Raw genomic sequence first — 22,367 nt, 5'->3', positions numbered from 1 at the left:
GCGGCGCGGGCTTAGGTCGCAGGAATATCTGCATCCTTGTCATCGTCAGATGCTGCATCTTTTTTCTTTTGTCCGATTTTCGGTTCTTCGCCGCGCAAAAGGCGTCGAATGTTGGCGTGATGGGCCAACCAGACGATTACGGCCAAAAATACACCAAGCCAGCCAGCACCCGGATCATGGGCGATAAAGAATGCCGCAAGCGGGGCAGCAATCATCGCAACCAATGCCGACAGCGATGAAATGCGGAAAATCAGCGCCATGACAAGCCATGTCAGCGCCGCACAAAGCCCCATGATCCAGTTTACCGCTGTAAGGGTACCAAGTGTGGTGGCGACACCCTTGCCGCCCTTAAACCGCAGCCAAATCGGGAACATGTGGCCAAACACAGCCGCACCACCGGCAAAGATGCCCTGTTCTACGCCCATGAAGTGGGTGATGATCAAAACCGCAAACGCGCCTTTGCCCGCATCCCCAACCAGGGTAAGGAACGCCAAACCCTTGCGTCCGGTGCGCAATACGTTGGTCGCGCCAATATTGCCCGAACCGATTTTGCGAATATCACCAAGGCCGGCCATCCGCGTCAGGACAAGACCAAACGGAATGGACCCCAGCAGATAACCGCAAACTGTTGCGACCTGAAGCGACATCAACATTGCTTTGTAGGTAGCATCAAGTTCCATTTCAGGCACCTTCTGTAAACACTTCGCGGCCATCAATCAGGGTGCGCAAAACGCGGCCCTGTGTCAGACGTCCGTCAAAGGGCGAGTTTTTTGATTTCGATTGGAACTGGTAGGGATCGATTTTCCACGGACGGTCCGGATCGAAAATCACCAGATCGGCGGCGGTACCATCTTCAAGCGTACCTGCACCCTTAACCCGAACAAGACCCGCCGGAACATGGGTCAGTTTCGTAATGACCTCAAGCAACGACATGTGCCCGTTGTGGTAAAGTTCCAACGCGATGGGCAGAAGTGTTTCAAATCCAACGCCACCGGCGGCGGCCTGCGCAAAGGGCAGGCGTTTTGAATCGACATCTTGCGGATTATGGTCCGATGCAATCGCATCAATCGTCCCATCAGCAAGGCCCGCAACAATCGCCTGACGGTCATCTTCGGATCGAAGGGGCGGGGAAAGTTTGGCAAATGTACGGTAATCGGACACCGCATTTTCATTCAGTGCAAAGTAAAACGGTGCCGTGTCACAGGTGACTTTAAGGCCGCGTTTTTTTGCCTTGCGGATGACTTCAACCGATTCACCCGTCGAAATATGGGCAAAGTGCAAACGCCCGCCCGTCATTTCAACAAGACGCAAATCGCGCTCGATCTGAATAACCTCGGCCAGGGGTGAAACACCCGAAAGGCCAAGACGGGTGGCAAGTTCGCCACTGTTCATCGCCGCACCCTTGGAAAGTTCAGGTTCCTCGGGATGCTGGACGATCATGCCGTCAAAGAAGGTTGAATATGCCAATGCCTGACGCAAAAGGCGCGCGCTGGAAATGGTTTGGATGCCATCGCAAAATGCAACTGCACCGGCCTGGTGCAAAAGGCCAAGCTCGGTAATTTCCTTGCCTTCGATGCCTTTTGATACCGCGCCATAGACAAATACTTTTGCCAGACCAACCTTACGTGCGCGCCGGGCGATGAATTCAACACCGGCCACATCGTCAATCACCGGGTCGGTGTTGGGAAGGGCGATGATGGTTGTAATGCCACCGGTGGCCGCCGATTTTCCAGCGGTTTCGATGGTTTCTTGGTGCTCAAATCCCGGCTCACGCAATTGCGCGCGCATGTCGACCAGACCCGGTGCCAAGCATGCGCCGTTAAGGTCGGTTACCAAATATCCATCGGGCACGGTATCGGCGGTAACATCCGCACCGCTTTTTAGGATTTTGTCATCCTGGATCAGAATACCGCCGACGGTATCGGTTTGGTTGGCCGGGTCAATCAGGCGGGCATTCACAAATGCCTTGTTGCCAGCCCCTTTGGCGCGAATGGCGGGGTTCATGCCTGACCTCCCATCTTTCTGTGGTTCTGGACAAGCATCTCAAGCGTTGCCATCCGAACAGCAACCCCCATTTCGACCTGTTCGCGAATAACCGATCGTTCGACGTCATCGGCCACTTCACTGTCGATTTCAACGCCGCGGTTCATCGGGCCGGGATGCATGATCAGTGCGTCGGGTTTGGCATTTGCCAATTTGGCGCGATCCAGACCGTGGAAATGGAAATATTCGCGCACGGATGGGATAAAGCTGCCTTCCATACGTTCGAGCTGCAGGCGCAGCATCATGACGATGTCGCAGTCTTTCAGGCCTTCTTCCATATTGTGGAAGATTTCAACACCCATCCGGTCGATTTTCGACGGAATAAGGGTTGGCGGCGCGACAAGGCGCACTCGCGATCCCATGGTGTTAAGCAACAAGATGTTTGATCGTGCGACCCGTGAATGGGCAATGTCGCCGCAAATCGCAACATTCAGGCGATGCAGGCGTCCCTTGTGGCGGCGAATGGTCAACGCATCAAGCAATGCCTGTGTCGGGTGCTCGTGGCGTCCATCACCGGCATTTAGAACCGCGCAATTTACCTTTTCGCTGAGCAGTTTGACCGCGCCACTGTCACCATGGCGGACCACAAGCGCGTCCGGGTTCATTGCATTCAATGTCATTGCCGTATCAATCAGGGTTTCCCCCTTTTTGACCGAACTTGTTCCGACCGTCATGTTAATGACGTCCGCCCCCAGACGTTTGGCTGCAAGCTCAAACGAGGTCAGGGTACGGGTGGAATTTTCGTAAAACAGGTTAACAACCGTCGCACCGGCCAGAATATTGCTGGTCTTGTCCGCAGAGCGGTTCTTTTCCGCGTAATGCTGTGCCCGATCAAGAATAAGGGTGATTTCCCCGGGGGTAAGACCCTCGATGCCGAGGAGGTGTGGGTGCGGATAATGATCCGCCGCTGGTCCCATGACGCTCATGGCGTTGCACATTTTCCTTGGGTGATCCTAGAAGAATTTCGCGCGGAGCATACCCAATTGGTCCGGTCACGAAAAGGTAAATATTGCCCCGTGACAGTGCCTTTTTCTTGACCCGATGGTCAAGTTTTCTAATCCGTTGGACGATGAGGATGATGCGAAAGGTCAGCCCTTAAACCGCATGCACCAAAATGGCGATGATCGGCATGCTGCCAATTGCCACCAGTGTATGAACGGTAATGATGCTGGCCATCATCTGTGCATCGCCCCCCATCAGGCGGGCAAGAACATAGGCACTGGCCGAGCACGGTAATGCTGCATAAAGCACAACTGCCGCCATATCTGCGCTGGGCACACCAAATACCATACAAAGCCCTGCTGCGATGGCGGGGCTGATCGCAAGCTTGCCAAGGGTCGAAAGCCCCACCGGAATGCCTGCGCGTCGTGCCGCCGTCAAATCAAGCCCGGCACCAACCGCAAGCAACCCAATCGGTAGGGCCGCACGCCCAAGAACTTCTAAAAACGGCCCAATCACCGGCGGCAGGCCAAACCCCATAACATTCACAAGACTGCCAAGCACGCAGGCCATTAAAAGCGGATTTTTAATCACATCGCGCAACAGCGATACGACGCCGGTTTTGCGATCATTATCGCCCCAATGTGCACAGGCCAGAACTGACAACACATTCACACTTGGCACTACCAGTGCAACGCAAAGTGCCGTTACTGTCAGGCCATTATCCCCCAAAAGCGCGGCTGCTACCGCAAGCCCGATATAGGTATTTGGGCGAATTGCCCCTTGAAACAGCGATGAAAATGCCGCTGGACGGACCTTTAAAACCGGCTTGATCGCAACGATCAGGATCGCACAAATCGCAACCGTGCCCAGAATCGCCGCGGCAATCCCAAAAAGCGGCAAGCTGCCAAGATCGGCCTTGGCGGTATTGGAAAACAAAAGGGCCGGGAAGGTCACGAAATAGGTCAGCTTTTCAGCACCCGGCCAAAACGCATCAGGCAGAAATTGGCGTTGCCGCAACCCAAATCCCAAAATGATCAGGGCAAATGTCGGAAGAAGGGCCGAAAGGATGGCAATCATCAAATGTCCTTGCGCAAACCGCGGTGAAAAGGATGTTGGTCGGGTGACCTTAAACGGATGGTTTGTAATTAGAAAACAATAGCTTGTTTTCGGCTTTGAATTTAAAAAATTGGGTGTGGTGGGGCGTTGTTGTTCTTTGCCGATGCTATAAGACTGTGATAACCAACACAGGAATTATATTGCTTAAAATGTTATGTAATTTCAATTGAAAGCACGGTATACGCTGCCAATACCGCCATTAAGGGGACGCCAATGTCGCGTGCAATTGATCATCTTGTCTTATGTGTAAATGATCTTGATGCGGCGATTGCTGCCTATGGCAAGCTTGGCTTTACGGTAACTCCGCGGGCGACACATCCCTTTGGCACGGGCAATGCGCTGATCCAGCTTGATGGCATGTATATTGAATTGCTGTCCGTGGTTGAACCGGCCAAAATTAACGAAACCGACATATCCGCACCGTTTTCCTTTGCGGTCTATAACCGCGATTACCTGCGTCACCGCGAAGGCATGTCGATGCTGGCTTTGCAATCACGGGATGCGCAAAAGGATCGCGACGATTTCATTGCGGCGGGGGCTGCTGTGCCGCGTGTGTTTGACTTCGAACGCGATGGCAAAACCCCGCAGGGCGATGATGTCAGCCTGGCGTTTTCGTTGGCATTTGCCATTCATCCGCTGCTGCGCAATGCGGTCAGCTTTGTCTGTCAGCACCGGCACCCATCTCAGAATTTCTATTTTCCAGAATATCAGACGCATGAAAACACCGCGCGAAAGATCGGCAAGGTTCTTTTGTCGCACTGGGCGGCGGATGCGGTACGCGAATTTTACGAGGCGATTGAGGTCGATACCGTGATCGAATCGCTGCATGCCGATGAATTAATTGATAAATACGGCATTGATGATCCGGATTTTTCGACCGATGGCTTTGCCGGGTTTGAATTGATTGTCGACGACATGGCAAAAATCGCCGATGCCGCCAAATCGTTTGGCGCGATTGCCAAAAAAGACAAACTGATCCTGCCACCATCGAAATTCTTTGGCGTGATGGTTGTGATTTCCGGCAAATAAAAAAGCTGCCTGAAGAAATCTCAGGCAGCTTTGATTATTCTGTGCAGTGGTGCGGGCCTTGATGCAAGGTGCTGTCACCAAAGGGCAGGGCGGAAGACTTATTCTTCTTCGTCGCCCGCATCAAAATCGTCTTCTTCTTCGTCCGGGACGGCATTTTCGCCCGGATCGGTATGACGATTAAGGTTATCAAGTGCGCCTTGCAGGATATACGCGGCAGCGGTTTTATCGACAACTTCCGCACGGCGTTTACGCGTCATATCGACTTCGCCGATCAATACGCGTTCAACAGCTGTGGTTGAAAGACGTTCGTCCCACATCAGAACCGGCAGATCGATGTATTTTTCCATCTCATCGATAAAGGCATAAACCCGGTGGCATGCCTTGCCGATGGAGCCATCAAGTTCGCGCGGGAAGCCAATCACAATCCCCCCAACATTCTGTTTGGTGACGATCGACGACAGCTGCGCGATATCGCGGGTGAATTTCTTCCGCGAGATCAGCTCATAAGGTGATGCGATCTGAAGCCCAACATCTGAAAGGGCCACGCCAATGGTTTTGGTGCCAAGGTCTAGCCCCAAAACGCGCGCTGCTGGTGTCAGGCACCGCAGCAATTCCTGTGTGTCATTGCAAATCATGGCGACCTTATAGGGGCGTTAACGCCAAAATGCCAGCGCAAAGCAATCATGTTGCCCATCTTTCGATGCATAGCTGCGCGCACCGGCAAAGTGCCGTTTAATCCTGTTTGGTGTGCGATTGTTATTGGCAATTGTCGCAATGGTTCTGTGTTGAAACATTTCTTTGGGTTGAACTGTATGGGCATGTTTGTTCTAATACATTCATTCAAAATTTGAGCAACAAACAAAAAAGCACAAAAATTGTGCGAAAAAGGACCTCAAAATGAATAAAGGTAAAACAGGGGGTATTTGGGCTTGACCGACGGTGCAACCAACGACGCGTTTGTTGAATTCGAACGTGTACAAAAAAGCTACGATGGCGAAACGCTCGTCGTGAAAGATCTCAATTTATCAATGCCAAAGGGTGAATTCCTGACGATGCTTGGCCCGTCAGGGTCGGGTAAGACAACCTGTCTTATGATGCTTGCCGGGTTTGAAACTGCAACACATGGCGATATTCGCCTGGGTGGCGTTTCGATCAACAACATTCCGCCGCACAAGCGTGGCATTGGCATGGTGTTTCAGAACTATGCGTTGTTCCCGCATATGACCATTGCCGAAAACCTTTCCTTCCCGCTCGAAGTTCGCAAACTTGGCAAGGCGGAGCGCGAAGAAAAAGTCAAAAGAGCCCTCGATATGGTCGAAATGGGTGATTTTGGCGGTCGTCGTCCGGCCCAGTTGTCAGGTGGTCAGCAGCAACGTGTGGCTTTGGCCCGCGCACTTGTGTTTGAGCCGGAATTGGTTCTGATGGATGAACCGCTTGGCGCACTTGATAAGCAACTGCGTGAAAAGATGCAGTTCGAAATTACCTATCTGGCGCACCAACTGGGCATCACCACCGTTTACGTCACCCACGACCAGACCGAGGCCCTGACGATGTCAGACCGGGTTGCCGTGTTTGACGATGGCCGTATTCAGCAGCTTGCACCGCCAGATCAGCTTTACGAAACCCCGGAAAACAGCTTTGTTGCGCAGTTCATCGGCGAGAACAACACACTTGAAGGTGTCATCAAGGAAATCCGTGGCAACACATGCGTGGTCACCCTTGATGGCGGCGAGGTCATTGACGCGGTACCGGTCAATGTCAGCGAAGTGGGCGAACGTACCCGCGTGTCGATCCGTCCTGAACGCGTTGAATATAATCGTGATCGTCTGCACGAAGATGCCCACACCCTTAAGGCAGAGGTGCTGGAGTTCATCTATATGGGCGACATTTTCCGCACACGTTTGCGTGTCGCGGGCAATGACGACTTTATTATCAAAACAAGAAACGCACCCGATCAAGTGCGCTTAAATCGCGGCCAACAAATCGAAATTGGCTGGCTTGCAGAGGATTGCCGCGCGCTTGACGCGTGACGACCCATCGCAGGCAAACAGGATCGGTACGCCCGGGTGCCTTCCTTAATCAATAGTCCGGGCAACAATCAGGGAGCATTTACATGCGACTTCTTACTTCCATTTCCGTGACCGCACTGCTCGTCGCGTCCAGTGGTACTTCGTTTGCTGCTGACGACATGGCATCGAACATGACGCTGGTAAGCTGGGGTGGTGCCTATCAAGCCAGTCAGACTGCGGCTTATGCCGAGCCTTACAAAAAAATGCATCCCGATGTGACCATCACTTGGGATGAAAGCTCGAACGAGGCCGTTGCAAAACTGCGCGCCATGAACGAAGCAAACAACGTCACCTGGGATCTGGTTGACGTCGTTGCTGCCGATGCCCTGCGTCTGTGTGACGAAGGTTTGGCGATGGAAATCGATCCAGACGAGATGCTTGAAGCCGCCCCGGACGGCACCTCGGCTGAGGATGACTTTGGTGACCTTCTGGTCAGCGATTGCTTCATCCCGCAGATCGTTTATTCGACGACCTTTGGTTACCGCACCGATATGGTCCCAGAAGGGGTCAGCGCACCAGACGACATCTGTGATGTGTTTGATGTCGAGACCTATCCTGGCAAACGTTCGCTGGAAAAACGTCCAATCAACAATATGGAATGGGCGCTTCTTTGTGACGGCGTTGCCAAAGACGACGTTTATGATGTTCTTGCCACCCCGGAAGGGCAGCAGCAGGCGCTTGATAAGCTGGCAACCATCAAAGACGACGTGATTTGGTGGAGTGCCGGCGCAGATACCCCGCAGCTTCTGGCTGATGGCGAGGTCTTCATGGGGTCGACCTATAACGGTCGTCTGTTCTCGGCAATTGTCGAGCAGGATCAGCCAATCGCAATGCTTTGGGATGCGCAGGTGTTCGATCTTGATGGCTGGATCATCCCGGCCGGTCTGCCAGAAGACCGTCTTGCCCGTGTCAAAGACTTCTTGCGCTTTGCCACCGACACCCAGCGTTTGGCCGATCAGGCGAAATACATCTCCTATGGTCCGGCCCGTGCGTCTTCTGCACCGCTTGTTGGTAAGCACGCCGAACTTGGTATTGATATGGCACCGCATATGCCAACCGATCCGAAAAACAGCAAGAACACGTTCCTTTATAACTACGAGTTCTGGGCTGATTATCGCGACGATATCGATGCCAAATTCCAGGCATGGCTCGCTCAATAACACCGAAACAAAAGGGGGCCGCCCGCGGCCCCCTTTTTCCATTGAGTAAAAACAAGCTGAATTATCAGTGTGAATTAGCAGTCCGATGCGCGATGGCGGACTGACGGGGGCGCAATGAGTGATACGACACAAGAATTAGTACTGGCCGCGGATGGCCGGCCACTGAAACAAAGTTTGCGGCGGGCTTTGCTACGGCAAAAGCTACGCGCACTGATGCTAATTGCGCCACTTCTGATTTTCGTGGTTGTGACATTTATCGTTCCGATTTTTTCCATGCTGTTTCGCTCGGTCGAGAACGAAATTGTCCCTGATACCCTTCCTGGTGTGACCCAAGCCCTTGCAGATTGGGATAGCTCCACCGGGGAGCTGCCAAATGACGATGTTTTTCGGCACCTTTATATCGATATGTTCAAGGCCTCAGAGGCCAAGACACATACCCGCCTTGGGTCGCGTCTGAACTATGAAATGACCGGTCTTTCATCCTTGTTCCGCACCACCGGGCGCGGGCTTGATGACATCGGCGAAGAATGGCAAGACCCGCTCGAAGATATCGATCCGAACTTTAAGGACGGTGCCTTTTGGTACGAAATGATGTCGGGCACGGACGGCGAAGATCTGCTGGAAGAACGCCGTGATCTGTTCGCGACCATGGTTGGCGAAAGCATGGATGGCGACGTTGGTTTCATCCCATCGATGCAGATCGCCGAAATGCTGCCCTGGACCACGCGTGCCTATACCGATTTTGCGATCTGGACTGCGATTGATGACGAGGATGTCGTCGCCGAAGAAGACCCATGGGAATCTGTTTATGGCGCGTTGGGAATGGATTTAACTAACCCCGATAGTGTTGCTGCCATTCAAAGCTATTCCGGGTTTGGCGCAGATGCGCTTAAGGCCGCGGTGGCCAATGTCGATCAACTCCCCCAAACCACGTTCCGGGCCGAATTTGGCAAAGAAAACGAAGATTGGTTGTCGCCGGAAGTCTGGTCAACGATCCAGCTTTACTCGTCACGCATGACGCCGGGTTACTTCTTAAATGCTGTTGATATGCAATTGACCCCGGATGGCATCGCCGAAAAACCTGAAAACCAACAAATCTACAAGCAACTCTTTATGCGCACGCTGGTGATGGCGTTGATCATTACGGCGAGTTGTGTTGTCTTGGGCTATCCGGTGGCGTGGTTGTTGGCAAACCTTCCCATGCGTACTGCAAGCCTTCTGATGATCCTTGTTTTGTTGCCGTTCTGGACATCGCTTTTGGTGCGAACATCCGCCTGGAAGGTGTTGCTGCAACAACAAGGTGTGATCAACGAAATCTTGGTTTGGCTTGGCTTCGTCAATGATGCGGACCGACTGATTTTGATGAACAACGCCACGGGCACGATTATCGCGATGACGCATATTTTGCTGCCCTTCATGATCTTGCCGCTTTATTCGGTGATGAAAACCATTCAGCCCAGCTACCTTCGTGCGGCCAAATCGCTTGGTGCGACCAACTGGACGGCCTTCTGGCGGGTGTATTTCCCGCAATCGGTGCCGGGCATTGGGGCGGGGTCGATCTTGGTGTTTATCCTGGCCATTGGCTATTACATCACGCCGGAAATCGTCGGTGGGACAAGTGGTGTCTTTATCTCAAACCGAATTGCCTATCACATTTCAAGTTCCCTCAACTGGGGCCTGGCGGCCGCATTGGGCTCGATCCTTCTGGTGGTCGTGCTTGGGCTGTACTGGTGCTACGACAGGATTGTCGGGATTGATAACGTGAAGTTGGGGGGCTAAGGACATGAATGAGTTAATTGTTAACATCAAACGCCCAAACCTCTTGACCTTCACGATGCCGATCGTGGCCGTGCTTGGTGCGATGTTTGGCTTTGTGACCGGTAATATCTTTGGCGATCCGTTTATCGGCGCTGTTGGCGGAGCTGTCGTGGGTGCCGTGCTGGCCTTGGCCCTTGCAAAGATCGTTTCGATCAAACGCTGGAAAAAAATCTGGGGCGTTGCTGTGGTGTTTGCCGTTGTGGCGGCACTGTTTGGCGGCGTTGGTGGTTTTTTGGGTGGGTTTGTTGTCGGGCTGTCGATGGGGTGGTTTGCGACCTGGGTTGGCACCGGTAAATACCGCGCCGGGGTTCCGATCTATTACACACCGGGGCAGGTGCTGTGGCACTGCACTTTCCTGTTTATCTGTGCTTTCGTCTTCTTCTTCCTGATTGCACCTTTGATCCCGGTTGTGTGGCTTTCCTTTAATGCCGAGAACTTCTTTACCTTCACGCCCGAAATGCTCAGCTTCAAGTCCGCGGGCTACAGCTTAAAGCACTATCGTGATTTCCTCGGTACCGATGAATGGATGGTGCCGCTGAAAAACTCGTTGATCATTGCGCCGATTGCGACATTGATTTCGGTGTCATTGGGGACCTTGGCGGCCATTGGTCTTAGCCAATCGCACGTGCCGGGGCGTCAGGTGATGATGGCGATCCTCATTTCGCCGATGATTGTGCCGCTAATCATTTCCGCGACGGGCATGTTCTTCTTTTATGCCCCGCTGGGTAATTGGCTTCAGCTTAATCTGGGGCTTAATCAGGCCTTTGTCGGGTATGTGAAGGTGATTTTGGCCCACGCAGTGCTGGGTATTCCGTTTGTCATCATTACAGTGACCGCGACGTTGGTCGGCTTTGATAGCTCCCTGACGCGGGCTGCTGCCAATATGGGTGCTGATCCGGTAACCACCTTCTTCCGTGTGCAGATGCCCCTTATTCTGCCCGGAGTGATTTCTGGCGGCTTGTTTGCCTTTATCACATCGTTTGACGAAGTTGTGGTGGTTCTGTTTGTCGGTTCTGCACGCCAGCAAACCTTGCCATGGCAAATGTACACCGGTCTTCGCGAGCAGATTTCACCAACCATTCTGGCCGCCGCGACCATTCTTGTCTCGGTCTCGATCTTGCTGTTGGCCACGGTTGAATTGCTCCGCCGCCGTTCCGAACGTCTGCGCGGCATGAGCCCGGGTTAAGCGAGAAACCAAAACGGGGTAGGGTGGAACGCCCATTGCGCTCCAAAGTCAAAGCAATAAAGGGCCGGCGGCATTTGGTGTCGTCGGCCCTTTTGTATGAAAATCGATGGAAATTGCGCGGTGTCGTGATCAAACACCGGATCGGGAAATTAAAATGACCGCAAAATCGCGTGTTTATCCCCACGACCGGCCCTTGCGGCGGGGGCTTCGGGGTGCTAGTTTCCGCGCTGTAATTCAAGTTCTGGCAGATGGACCATCTGCCGGGTTTTTTGTCATTCCTTAAGAGAGACTTTCATCCATGTCGTCTTTGGATAAGGAAACAGTTCGCCGTATTGCCTATCTTTCACGTATCAACGTGTCCGAAGAAGGCCTGACCGAACTGGCGGGTGATTTGACCCGTATCCTCGATTTTGTCGAGGAACTGCAAGAAGTTGATGTCGAAGGTTGTGAACCCCTGACGTCGGTTGCCGATCTGACCTTGCCGCTGCGCAAGGATGAAGTCACCGATGGCAACATCCAGCAAAAAGTGCTGTCAAACGCACCGATGACCGATGCTGGCTGTTTTGTTGTGCCTAAGGTGGTTGAATAATGACTGATTTGACAAAGCTGACACTTGCCGAGGCCCGCGACGGTCTGGCAAAGGGTGATTATACCTCGGTCGAACTGACCGAAGCACACCTGAAATCGATGGAAGCGCATCGCAATCTGAACGCTTACATCACCGAAACCCCGGACAAAGCCATCGAGATGGCCAAGGCTTCCGATGCCAAGCGCGCCAAAGGTGACGCTGGCAACATGGAAGGTCTGCCGATCGCGGTCAAAGACCTGTTCTGCACCGAAGGTGTTCAAACCACAGCCGCATCGCACATCCTCGAAGGGTTTAAACCCGAATATGAATCCACCGTCACCAGCAAGCTGTTTGATAATGGCGCTGTGATGCTTGGTAAGGCGAACCTTGATGAGTTCGCCATGGGGTCTGCCAATACGTCTTCTTACTACGGCAATGTGATTAACCCGTGGAAAGGCAAAGACGGCAAGGATCTTGTGCCGGGTGGTTCATCTGGTGGTTCTGCTGCTGCCGTTGCTGGTGGTATGGCGCTTGCCGCAACCGGGACCGATACCGGTGGTTCAATCCGCCAACCGGCGTCTTATTGCGGTATTGTCGGTCTGAAACCGACCTATGGTCGTTGCTCGCGCTGGGGTGTTGTTGCCTTTGCAAGCTCGCTTGATCAGGCTGGTCCGATGACCAAAACCGTGCGTGATGCTGCCATCATGCTTGGGTCAATGGCCGGTCACGATGCCAAAGACAGCACGTCTGCCCCGATGGCAGTGCCTGATTTCGAAGCCGCCCTTACGGGTGACATTCGCGGCATGAAAATCGGTATTCCAAAAGAATACCGTGTTGAAGGCATGCCCGAAGAAATCACCAAGCTTTGGGATAACGGCGTTGCCATGCTGCGCGATGCGGGTGCAGAAGTGGTCGATGTGACCCTGCCGCACACCAAATACGCGCTGGGTACCTATTATATCGTTGCCCCAGCAGAAGCATCTTCGAACCTGGCACGTTATGATGGCCTGCGTTATGGACAGCGTGTCATGGACGAAGGCGACAGCCTTGATGACATGTATTCCAAATCGCGTGCTGCTGGCTTTGGTAAAGAAGTCCAGCGCCGCATCATGATCGGCACCTATGTGCTGTCGGCTGGCTATTACGATGCCTATTACAATAAGGCGCTTAAAGTCCGTCGCCGCATCTACGAAGATTTCGCAAATGCGTTTGGCACCGTTGATACCATTTTGGCACCAACCGCACCGTCGGCGGCGTTCGCAATTGGCGAAAACGAAGACGATCCGGTCAAAATGTATCTCAATGACGTGTTTACCGTTCCGGCAAGCCTTGCTGGTCTTCCGGGCCTGTCATTGCCGGCTGGTCTGTCGTCCGAAGGTCTTCCGCTTGGTCTGCAGCTGATTGGCAAACCGTTTGACGAAGAAACCGTTCTGCGTGTTGGGGGCGTACTTGAAAGTGCAGCCAACTTCACCGCGAAACCTTTCGGGCAGGAGGGCTGATCCATGAGCTATATCATCGAAGGTTCAACCGGCCCGTGGGAAATCGTTGTCGGTTTGGAAGTCCACTGTCAGGTGGTTTCCAATTCCAAGCTGTTTTCAGGTGCCTCGACCAAATTTGGTAACGAAGCCAACAGCAACGTTAGCCTTGTTGATGCCGCCATGCCGGGCATGTTGCCGGTCATCAACGAAGAATGCGTGCGTCAGGCTGTGAAAACCGGTTTGGGCCTCAAAGCCCAGATCAACAAAGAAAGCGTCTTTTCGCGCAAGAACTACTTCTATGCCGATCTGCCGCAGGGGTATCAGATTTCGCAGTTTGATAAACCGATTGTTGGCAAGGGCACCATCATTCTTGATATGCCCGATGGCACGACCAAGTCGGTGGGTATTGAACGTCTGCATCTTGAACAGGATGCGGGTAAATCAATGCACGATCAGGACCCGAAATATTCCCATATCGATTTGAACCGTTCGGGCGTTGCCCTGATGGAAATCGTATCGGACCCTGATATTCGCACCCCCGAAGAAGCCGGTGCTTACCTTACCAAGTTGCGCGCAATCGTGCGTTACCTTGGCACCTGTGATGGCAACATGAACGAAGGCTCCATGCGTTGCGATGCCAACGTATCGGTCCGTCGTCCGGGCGAGCCGTTTGGTACGCGTTGCGAAATCAAGAACGTCAACTCCATCCGTTTCGTGATGCAGGCGATTGAGATCGAAGCAAAACGTCAGGTCGAAGTTTTGGAATCTGGCGGGGAAATCATTCAGCAGACCCGTCTGTTTGATCAGCGTCTTGGCGAAACCCGCGCGATGCGTTCCAAAGAAATGGCACATGATTACCGCTATTTCCCGGATCCGGATTTGCTGCCGCTGGTGTTCGATGATGCGTTTGTTGCTGAAATCGAAAAAACCTTGCCGGAACTCCCGGACGAGAAAAAAGCCCGCTTCATCAATGAAAACGGCCTGTCGGCATATGATGCCGGCGTTCTTGTCGCGGAAAAGGAAAAGGCTGATTACTACGAAATCGTTGCAAAGGGCCGTGATGGCAAACTGGCAGCGAACTGGGTAATCACCAACCTGTTTGGCGCGCTGAACAAGGCCGAAGTCGGCATTGCTGACAGCCCGGTTACAGCCGAAAATCTTGGCAAGCTGATCGATCTTATTTCCAATGACACCATCTCTGGCCGTATCGCCAAGGACGTCTTTGAAATCATGATCGAAACTGGCGAAGATCCTGAAAAGATCGTCGAAGAAAAAGGTCTCAAACAGATCACCGATACCGGTGCAATTGAGGCTGCCATCGACGAAGTTATTGCGGCCAACCCGGACAAGGTCCAGGAAATCCGTGATGGCAAGGATCGTATGCTCGGCTGGTTTGTTGGTCAGGTCATGAAATCCACGGGTGGTAAAGCCAACCCGGGCATGGTCAACAAAATGCTCCGCGACAAAATCCTCGGCTGATTTTAATCATCAGACTAATAAAAAAGCCGCCCGTTTCAGATTGAGACGGGCGGCTTTTTAAATGCGTGGTCGCAAAGGTGATTAAGCTTTCAGAAGCTTCATCACTTCATCGGCGGTCGCTTCACTTGATCCCGGGTTCTGGCCGGTGACCAATTTGCCATCGACAACCGCGTAAGATGCCCACATGTCTTTCTTGGTGTAGTGACCACCAAGTTTTTTGAACTCGTCTTCAATCGACAGCGGCACGACCTCTTCAAGGCCAACAGCCTTTTCTTCGTCGTTGGTAAAGCCGGTCACGTTTTTACCCGAAACCAACGGTTTTCCATCCGTTCCTTTGGCGCCGACGAGGGCAGCCGGGCCGTGACAAACAGCGGCAACCGGTTTGCCTTGGGCGACAAAGGCCTCAATCAGGGCGATGGATTTGGTGTCGTTGGCCAAATCCCAAAGCGGGCCGTGACCACCAGGATAAAACAGCGCGTCATAGTCATCGGCCTTTAAGCCATCAAGCGTGACGGTATTGGCAAATGCTTTTTGCGCTTCCGCATCCTGATCGAAACGTTCCGTGGCATCGGTCAGGGCGTCTTGTGCCTGGCTGTTCGGATCAAGCGGCGGCTGACCACCTTTGGGGGATGCCAAGGTGATTTCAACACCTTCGTCCTTAAAGCGGTAATAAGGCGCCGCAAATTCTTCAAGCCAGATACCGGTTTTGTGGCCGGTGTCGCCCATTTTGTCGTGCGACGTCATAATCATCAAAATACGCATAAGATCCTCCATTCGGGGAAGTGAATTGCGTTGAATATAGGTAGCTGACAAAAGTTGCGAAAGGCCGTAAAAGCGACAGGATTGTCAAATTATTTGAGCATATAAAATGTCGGCACTTGATGAAGTTCGCGCCATGATGATTTTTGCCCGTGTGGTCGAAGAAGGCGGGTTTTCCGCCGCAGCGCGCAAAATGGGGCTGAGCCGTGCCGCCATTTCCCACCAAATCAGGCAGCTCGAAGCAAAACTTGGCGTGCCGTTGCTTCGGCGCAGTACCCGAACATTCAGTCTGACCGATGCCGGAACCCGGTATTATGATAGCTGCCGCACGATCACGCTTGAGGCCGAGGCCGCGCGCAAACGTGTCGAAGAATTGCGTGATGACCCGGTGGGGAAAATATCGCTGAGCTGTTCAGTTCATATCGGCAATTTGCGCATTGTCCCGATTCTAAGCCGGTTTCGGCAAACCTATCCCGGTGTCGCTCTTGATGTGCGCTTGACTGACGATGTTGTCGATCTGATCGGGCAGGGGATTGATATCGCCATTCGGTCCGGTCCCTTGCGCAGTTCGGAATTAAAATCCATCCGCCTGTACGAGACCCGGCGTGTCATTGTCGCCAGTCAGGACTATATCGCGAAATTCGGCACGCCAAAAAATCCCGAAGACCTGACCGACCATAACTGGGTAATGTACAGCCGCGTTCCAGAAACGCTGCGTTTAACCAACGGTGATCATGAACGTAAAATTACGGTATCGGGCAGTGTGCAGGTCGATAGTGCGACCGCGCGTTTGCAGTTCCTGCGCGATGGTCATGGGATGGCTGTCGTGCCGTTTTCTGACGTCGCCACCGATATCGCAAACGGGGGGATGCACCCTGTTTTGCCAGACTGGAACTTGCCGGTTTTAAGCATATATGCGGTTTATTCCGGCGATGTCATCCGCAGCAACAAGGTCAAAACCCTGCTTGATTATCTGCGCCAGCAACTGGCCGATATCGATGAAAGAAGGCAATAAACGCCCCCGAGCATGCCCCAGCGTACTATGCCATATTGAATAATGCCCCTTGATCGGCTATTCCCCCTGTCACGATTATTCGGGGGACCCATGGCCAATCTGTTCTTTTACTATTCGTCGATGAATGCGGGCAAATCGACGACATTGCTTCAGGCGAGTTTCAATTACCACGAACGCGGCATGAACACGATGCTGCTGACCGTGGCGTTTGATAACCGCTTTGGCGTTGGCAAAATCGCATCGCGCATCGGCCTTGAGGCCCCAGCCCATCTGTTTGACGCCGATACGGATATGTGCGCGCTCATTCTTGGGCAGATGAAAGAAGGCAAAGTCGATTGCGTGCTGATCGACGAAGCCCAGTTTCTGACCAAACAACAAGTCTGGCAGATGTCGGACATCGCCGATAAGCATCGTATTCCGGTTCTGTGTTACGGCATTCGTACCGATTTTCAAGGCGAGTTGTTTGAAGGCTCCAAATGGTTGCTGGCCTGGGCCGATAAAATTAACGAGCTTAAGACCATCTGCCATTGCGGACGCAAAGCCGGCATGGTTCTGCGCGTCGATGAAAATGGCGATCCGGTGCGCGAGGGGGCTCAGGTCGAAATTGGGGGGAACGACCGTTATGTCCCGGTTTGTCGCCGTCATTTCAAGGATGCAATGGGGTAGTAGCCCTAAGGGGGAGTATGTTCTTTACGTCCTCCGTCCGTTATTTCGTCTCAGGCCAGCAATGGGTGTAATTCTAATTGTATGAGGATTTAATCGGGCCGTTTATGCCCCGATCAATCCGGCAATTTCGGGTGCCAGCAGGTGATAAGCCACCAGCCACATGACGATACATGTCAGCGCATCAACGATTTTCCACGTGATCGGACGCGCGACATATGGCGCCAGCCAAGACGCGCCTAGTGCGATGGCAAAGAACCACACAAAACTGGCACTCATGGCACCCAGCGCAAAGCCAAGCCGTTCATCAGCCGGATACTGCCCGCCAATCCCGCCCAGCATCACCACCGTATCCAAATAGACATGCGGGTTCAGCAACGTTACGGCCAAGGTGGTCGATAACACGGCCTTCCATCCGGTTTTGGCAATGTGTTCTTCGGACAATGTTTCGGTTTCAAACAGCCGTCTGAACGCCCCCAACCCATACCAGATCAGAAACGCACCACCGCCCCATGCGGCGATTGTCGTCAAGATCGGGTAGGCGGCAATCAGGGTGCCCAATCCGGCAACGCCCGCAGCAATCAGAACGCCGTCGCACAACGCGCAGACAAACGCGACCAGCATCGGATGATTGCGCCGCAATCCTTGCCCAAGGACGAAGGCATTTTGCGCGCCAATGGCGATGATCAATCCGCCGCCAAGGCCAAATCCTGTCGCGTAGCTGAGGAACATATACGGGGATCCGTCTGTTTGTTGGTTGGTTCATGACTGTTTGTGACTGCCCCGTCATAGCAATTTGATAAAATAAGGAAATCGAATTATAATGATAGGGCATTAGGATTTTTAATATCGCTGTGGCGCTTTGTCGCAATAGTGTGGGGTATATTAGAAGCACAAGGGGGCGACCATTTTAGATTACAAATTGCTGCAAGCCTGTGCGGAAGTGATCCGCCATGCCAGCTTTGAAAAGGCCGCACGTGAACTTGGTCTGACGCAATCGGCGATCTCGCAACGGGTGAAACTGTTAGAAGATCGTTTGGGCCAACCGTTGATCATTCGGGCCAAACCGATTGTCGCGACCGCCGCAGGGCAACGCCTGTTGCAGCACTATCAAAGTGTCCGTTTGCTTGAGCAGGACTTGCAGGACGAACTGCCCGATATCCCATCAGATGGTCGGTTCGGGCAGGTCGCGCTTGCGGTCAATGCTGATAGCTTGGCGACGTGGTTTGCCAATGTTCCCAAGCGCTTATTTCATGACCTTGAACTTCTTGTTCATCTGACTGTCGATGATGAATCGCTTAATCATCAGGCGCTTTTGGATGGCACGGTTCTTGGTGCAATCAGTTTGCAATCCACGCCGATCCAAGGATGCCGGGCCCGGCCGCTTGGTAAAATGCGCTATGTGATGGTGGTGTCGCCGGAATTTGAAGACCGCTATTTTAAGGACGGTGTTACCGCCGATGCCTTGCGCAGTTGTCCGGCGGTGAATTTTTCACGCTATGATGAGCTGCAAAACCAGTATTTGAAAACCTATTTCGGTTTAAACCCCGGTGATTTCCCCGCCCATACCGTGCCCAGTTCACAAGGTTTCGTCACCGTGGCCGAGCAGGGCATTGCCTATGCCGTTGTGGAAATTCATCAGGCAGAGGAGGGCTTGCGCACCGGAAAGCTGGTTCAGCCTTGTCCGCATGTGATCGACCGACCGCTTTATTGGCATCACCGCACCATGAAAAGCAAACTGCTTGATCGGGTGAACGAAGCCGTTCTATCCGAAGCGCGCCGTTTTTTGCCCGCAATTGAAAGCTAACAGGCTAAATTCACAGCTTATTTTGCATCAGCGCGGAACAATTCCGTTCTGATCTGGTTTGACTTAGATGCGAAACTGGCGCTTACTTTGGCGGTTAACGCCGTTTGATAACAGTCTGTTTAAACAGGGAAACAATGGCGCATCGCCTGATTGCTTGTGAACATTGCGACTATGTCCATGTGGAAGAAGACCTTCCGCCGGGCAGTGTTGCGTGCTGCGTACGCTGTGGCTCAACGCTTTATGAGGCGGAAAAACCACGCTTTGACAAGCCACTTGCCCTGGCCATTACCGCCCTTGTTTTGTTCCTGATTGCCAATACCTATCCGCTTCTAACCTTTTCGATGGAAGGCCGGACCGAGACCAATACCCTTGGCAGTGGCGTTCTGACCTTCTGGCAAGAAGGTTTTCCGTTCTTGGCCTTTATGGTCGCCGTGACGTCGATTATTGCCCCGCTGGTTTTGATTTGTGCGCATATCTATGTCTTGCTGCCGATCTCACTCGGGCGGACTGTGCCGGGCATCAAAACTGTGTGGCGGATACTCGCGATTATTCGTCCGTGGTCGATGCTTGATGTGTTTTTGATTGGATTGTTGGTCGCGCTGACCAAACTGACCGATTTCGCCCAAGTCATCGCCGGATCGGCTTTCTTTGCTGTCTGCTGTTTGATCCCGACCGTCCTTTTAATGACCGTGACCCTTGATCCACGCGCCGTCTGGCGCTGCATCGCTCCCAAGGGGCTTCGATACCTTACCGAAGATGACCTAAGCGTTGATGGTTCGAATTCCCCACAAACCGCCAACACCAAAGGGGCAGAGGAAGGGCTTATGACCTGCCATACCTGTGCGATGGTGGTTGCCAAGGGCAATCTTGATCATGGTCATTGCCCGCGCTGTGGTGCGGTTGTTCATATGCGTAAACCGCGCAGTCTTTCACGCGCCTTTGCCCTGCTGCTGGCGGCGGGTATTTTATATATTCCTGCCAATGTTTTTCCCATCATGACTGTGACCTATCTTGGAAAGGCCGAGGCCGATACAATTCTGTCGGGGGTAGGTTCCCTTGTTCAGGCAGGGGAATGGCCAATTGCGATTGTGGTCTTTACTGCAAGCATCATGGTGCCGATTGTTAAGATCGTTTTGCTGGGATGGATTTATTTTGCAACATGGCTGGGTCTTTCCGGCCCGCTTCGGCAACGCACGCGCGTTTATCGGATTACCGAACTGATTGGCCGTTGGTCGATGATTGATGTTTTTATGGTGTCCATCCTCGCGGCTTTGGTAAAATTGGGCAATATAGCATCCATTCAGCCGGGCTTTGGCGCGGTCGCCTTTTGTGGGGTGGTTATCTTAACCATGTTGTCGGCGATGGCGTTTGATCCCAGACTGATTTGGGACCGGGCCGGACGGCGCAAAAACATCATCGGCACGCACGACAAACATACCAATACCGTCAATAATACCCGTCAGACAGAAACACAGGGGAGCCCGTCTTGAGTGACGAGAACACGACGCCACAAGGATCAAAAGAACGCAATGTTGATCAGCCCGATGTCAAAAAGGGATGGCGCAGCTTTTCGATTATCTGGCTGGTTCCACTGGTTGCCCTGTTGGTTGGCGGATGGCTGTTGTGGCGTGACGTTGTGTCAAAGGGCCCTGAAATCACCCTGACATTCCAAACCGCCGACGGATTGGAAGCGGGTAAAACGTCTGTCCGATACCGCGATGTCGATGTCGGAAAGGTCACCGAAATCAAACTGTCCGACGGGTTTGATCATGTGCGCCTGACCGTGCGCATGAATGACGATTTTAGTGACTATTTGACCGACAAAACGGAATTTTGGGTGGTGCGGCCACGTGTGTCTGGGCGGGGCATTACCGGTTTGGATACCATCGTTTCGGGGGCCTATATCGAAGTGGCCCCGGATGATACCGGCGCGCCGGAAGATGAGTTTGTCGGTTCTGAGGAACCCAAACTGATCACCAGCGAAGACCAAGGTACGCGCTTTATCCTAAAGGCGGAAAAACTGGGGTCGCTGTCGATCGGCGCACCGGTTTTGGTGCGTGGGGTTGAAGTCGGCGAAGTCCTTGATACCGAACTTGATGATGACGCAAAGGGCGTCTCGATCCCGATCTTTATCAAAAAACCGTTCGATCAGTTGGTTAAGCGCAATACCCGTTTTTGGGATTCAAGCGGCATCGCGGTTGATCTGAATGCAGATGGCCTGTCGCTGCGCGCCCAATCGGTGCGATCGGTTTTGGCGGGCGGTATTAATTTCTATACCCCCGATGACAAACCGCAAGGCGACGTCGCCGAGCCTGAAACGGTCTTTAATCTGTTTAAAACGCTTGAGCAGGCGGAACTTCAGAACACCGGCTATAGCCAGAAATTCATCCTGTATTTTGATTCCTCCGTTCGGGGCCTTTCGCGGGGCGCACCAGTGGAATTTAACGGCATTCGGGTGGGGACGGTCGATAGCGTCGAACTGGAATATGTTGTTGACGAACATTCATTCCGTGTCCCGGTCCTTGTCACCCTTGAACCGGAACGCGTCAGTGTGGTGGGCGGCCAAATGGGGCTGCTGCAACATACAGAAACGATCAAAACACTGGTCGATAATGGCCTTCGTGCACGCCTGAAAACTGCAAGCTTCATCACCGGGCAGCTGTTTGTCGATCTGTCGATGAACCCGGTTGCGCCGGCACGGTATCTTGGGGATCAAAAGGGCGATATTCCTGAATTGCCAACCTTGCCGCAAAAGATTGATGAAATAGCCAATTCGCTGACCAGCCTGCTTGAAAAGGTTGAAACATTCCCGCTGGAAGAAATCGGCTATCGCGTGCTTGGCACGGTCGAAGGAATGGAAAACATCGTAACGTCACCGGCCTTGACCGAGGGGATTGCAAACCTGCAGCAGGCCTCGGCAGGTGTAAATAAACTGATCGAAAACCTTGATAGCAGCGTGCTGCCGGCAACGCAGAAGGCACTTGATAGTGCCCGCGAAGCCCTAAGCGGGGTGCGCGATGTCACCGGGCCAACATCGCCGGTGCGTTATAATCTTGAAGAGGCACTCAAAGAATTGACCGCAACGGCGCGTTCCTTGCGTGATCTTGCCGAGTTTTTGGAACAAAACCCAAGCGCGCTGTTACTTGGTAAAAAACGGTCTGAGGGAGAATAACCAATGCGCCAGTCACTTCGAAAGCATATCCGGGCAGGGGTGCTCCTGTGTGTGATAGCACCC

At 53.0% G+C, this 22,367-nt stretch carries 20 protein-coding genes; 13 read left to right on the top strand and 7 right to left on the bottom strand.

All coding sequences use genetic code 11. The annotated features are described in order from the left end of the window. Positions 1–11: 11 nt before the first annotated feature. The 4 genes from plsY to HCZ99_RS12555 all read right to left on the bottom strand — a co-directional run bounded on the left by plsY (position 12) and on the right by HCZ99_RS12555 (position 4,062). Positions 12–680, bottom strand: coding sequence for a glycerol-3-phosphate 1-O-acyltransferase PlsY (plsY, locus tag HCZ99_RS12570; RefSeq protein ID WP_175581485.1), 669 nt, complete (start codon positions 678–680; stop codon positions 12–14). 1 nt (position 681) lies between these two features. Next, a complete protein-coding gene (pyrC, locus tag HCZ99_RS12565; protein ID WP_167447306.1) occupies positions 682–2,004 on the bottom strand; it encodes a dihydroorotase in 1,323 nt (440 codons plus the stop codon). Further along, positions 2,001–2,960 (bottom strand): aspartate carbamoyltransferase catalytic subunit, encoded by a 960-nt coding sequence (locus HCZ99_RS12560; protein ID WP_167447539.1) that lies wholly within the window; start codon positions 2,958–2,960, stop codon positions 2,001–2,003. The genes pyrC and HCZ99_RS12560 overlap by 4 nt, the downstream gene beginning before the upstream one ends. A 178-nt stretch (positions 2,961–3,138) precedes the next feature. Further along, positions 3,139–4,062 carry an AEC family transporter gene (locus tag HCZ99_RS12555; protein WP_167447305.1) on the bottom strand — a complete coding sequence of 308 codons (924 nt, stop codon included), beginning with the start codon at positions 4,060–4,062 and terminating at the stop codon, positions 3,139–3,141. A 252-nt stretch (positions 4,063–4,314) separates the two neighbouring features. Between HCZ99_RS12555 and HCZ99_RS12550 the strand changes: the two genes are divergently transcribed. After that, the gene (locus HCZ99_RS12550; protein WP_167447304.1) at positions 4,315–5,130 is read left to right on the top strand and encodes a VOC family protein; all 816 of its coding nucleotides are present in this window, start codon (positions 4,315–4,317) and stop codon (positions 5,128–5,130) included. Positions 5,131–5,228: 98 nt separating this feature from the next. Here the strand turns inward: HCZ99_RS12550 and ruvX are convergent, their stop codons facing one another. Next, the gene (ruvX, locus tag HCZ99_RS12545) at positions 5,229–5,765 is read right to left on the bottom strand and encodes a Holliday junction resolvase RuvX (RefSeq protein ID WP_167447303.1); all 537 of its coding nucleotides are present in this window, start codon (positions 5,763–5,765) and stop codon (positions 5,229–5,231) included. Between the two features lie 294 nt (positions 5,766–6,059). Here ruvX and HCZ99_RS12540 point away from each other — a divergent pair, with 294 nt between their 5' ends. The 7 genes from HCZ99_RS12540 to gatB all read left to right on the top strand — a co-directional run bounded on the left by HCZ99_RS12540 (position 6,060) and on the right by gatB (position 14,888). Next, positions 6,060–7,160, top strand: a complete 1,101-nt coding sequence (locus tag HCZ99_RS12540; protein WP_167447302.1) for an ABC transporter ATP-binding protein — start codon at positions 6,060–6,062, stop codon at positions 7,158–7,160. A gap of 83 nt (positions 7,161–7,243) precedes the next feature. After that, entirely contained in the window at positions 7,244–8,359 is a 1,116-nt protein-coding gene (locus HCZ99_RS12535; RefSeq protein WP_167447301.1) for an extracellular solute-binding protein, read from the top strand. Positions 8,360–8,473: 114 nt separating this feature from the next. Continuing rightward, positions 8,474–10,138, top strand: coding sequence for an ABC transporter permease (locus tag HCZ99_RS12530; RefSeq protein ID WP_167447300.1), 1,665 nt, complete (start codon positions 8,474–8,476; stop codon positions 10,136–10,138). Between the two features lie 4 nt (positions 10,139–10,142). After that, positions 10,143–11,363 carry an ABC transporter permease gene (locus tag HCZ99_RS12525; RefSeq protein ID WP_167447299.1) on the top strand — a complete coding sequence of 407 codons (1,221 nt, stop codon included), beginning with the start codon at positions 10,143–10,145 and terminating at the stop codon, positions 11,361–11,363. A 298-nt stretch (positions 11,364–11,661) separates the two neighbouring features. Continuing rightward, on the top strand, positions 11,662–11,952 hold the full coding sequence (gatC, locus tag HCZ99_RS12520; RefSeq protein ID WP_022730672.1) for an Asp-tRNA(Asn)/Glu-tRNA(Gln) amidotransferase subunit GatC: 291 nt from the start codon (positions 11,662–11,664) through the stop codon (positions 11,950–11,952). Beyond that, positions 11,952–13,430 carry an Asp-tRNA(Asn)/Glu-tRNA(Gln) amidotransferase subunit GatA gene (gene gatA, locus HCZ99_RS12515; RefSeq protein ID WP_167447298.1) on the top strand — a complete coding sequence of 493 codons (1,479 nt, stop codon included), beginning with the start codon at positions 11,952–11,954 and terminating at the stop codon, positions 13,428–13,430. The genes gatC and gatA overlap by 1 nt, the downstream gene beginning before the upstream one ends. Positions 13,431–13,433: 3 nt before the next feature. Continuing rightward, positions 13,434–14,888, top strand: coding sequence for an Asp-tRNA(Asn)/Glu-tRNA(Gln) amidotransferase subunit GatB (gene gatB / locus HCZ99_RS12510; RefSeq protein ID WP_167447297.1), 1,455 nt, complete (start codon positions 13,434–13,436; stop codon positions 14,886–14,888). An 81-nt stretch (positions 14,889–14,969) separates the two neighbouring features. Here the strand turns inward: gatB and HCZ99_RS12505 are convergent, their stop codons facing one another. Then, positions 14,970–15,650, bottom strand: a complete 681-nt coding sequence (locus tag HCZ99_RS12505) for a type 1 glutamine amidotransferase domain-containing protein (protein ID WP_167447296.1) — start codon at positions 15,648–15,650, stop codon at positions 14,970–14,972. A gap of 106 nt (positions 15,651–15,756) precedes the next feature. Here HCZ99_RS12505 and HCZ99_RS12500 point away from each other — a divergent pair, with 106 nt between their 5' ends. Beyond that, positions 15,757–16,662 carry a LysR family transcriptional regulator gene (locus tag HCZ99_RS12500; protein WP_167447295.1) on the top strand — a complete coding sequence of 302 codons (906 nt, stop codon included), beginning with the start codon at positions 15,757–15,759 and terminating at the stop codon, positions 16,660–16,662. Positions 16,663–16,752: 90 nt separating this feature from the next. Beyond that, positions 16,753–17,328: a thymidine kinase gene (locus HCZ99_RS12495; RefSeq protein WP_167447294.1), complete on the top strand. Its 576-nt coding sequence runs from the start codon at positions 16,753–16,755 to the stop codon at positions 17,326–17,328. Between the two features lie 102 nt (positions 17,329–17,430). On the opposite strand, the gene HCZ99_RS12490 is transcribed toward HCZ99_RS12495, so the two are convergent. Next, on the bottom strand, positions 17,431–18,057 hold the full coding sequence (locus tag HCZ99_RS12490) for a LysE/ArgO family amino acid transporter (RefSeq protein ID WP_167447293.1): 627 nt from the start codon (positions 18,055–18,057) through the stop codon (positions 17,431–17,433). Between the two features lie 175 nt (positions 18,058–18,232). Here HCZ99_RS12490 and HCZ99_RS12485 point away from each other — a divergent pair, with 175 nt between their 5' ends. The 3 genes from HCZ99_RS12485 to HCZ99_RS12475 all read left to right on the top strand — a co-directional run bounded on the left by HCZ99_RS12485 (position 18,233) and on the right by HCZ99_RS12475 (position 22,304). Continuing rightward, positions 18,233–19,132 (top strand): LysR family transcriptional regulator ArgP, encoded by a 900-nt coding sequence (locus HCZ99_RS12485; protein WP_167447538.1) that lies wholly within the window; start codon positions 18,233–18,235, stop codon positions 19,130–19,132. Between the two features lie 134 nt (positions 19,133–19,266). Continuing rightward, positions 19,267–20,622: a paraquat-inducible protein A gene (locus tag HCZ99_RS12480; RefSeq protein WP_167447292.1), complete on the top strand. Its 1,356-nt coding sequence runs from the start codon at positions 19,267–19,269 to the stop codon at positions 20,620–20,622. After that, positions 20,619–22,304, top strand: coding sequence for a PqiB family protein (locus HCZ99_RS12475; protein ID WP_167447291.1), 1,686 nt, complete (start codon positions 20,619–20,621; stop codon positions 22,302–22,304). The genes HCZ99_RS12480 and HCZ99_RS12475 overlap by 4 nt, the downstream gene beginning before the upstream one ends. The last annotated feature ends 63 nt before the right edge of the window (positions 22,305–22,367 follow it).

The organism is Thalassospira lucentensis (assembly GCF_011806425.1).
Taxonomy (GTDB): domain Bacteria; phylum Pseudomonadota; class Alphaproteobacteria; order Rhodospirillales; family Thalassospiraceae; genus Thalassospira; species Thalassospira lucentensis_B.
Note: the sequence above shows the minus strand (reverse complement) of the source record. Positions and strands in the feature narration are given on the sequence as shown.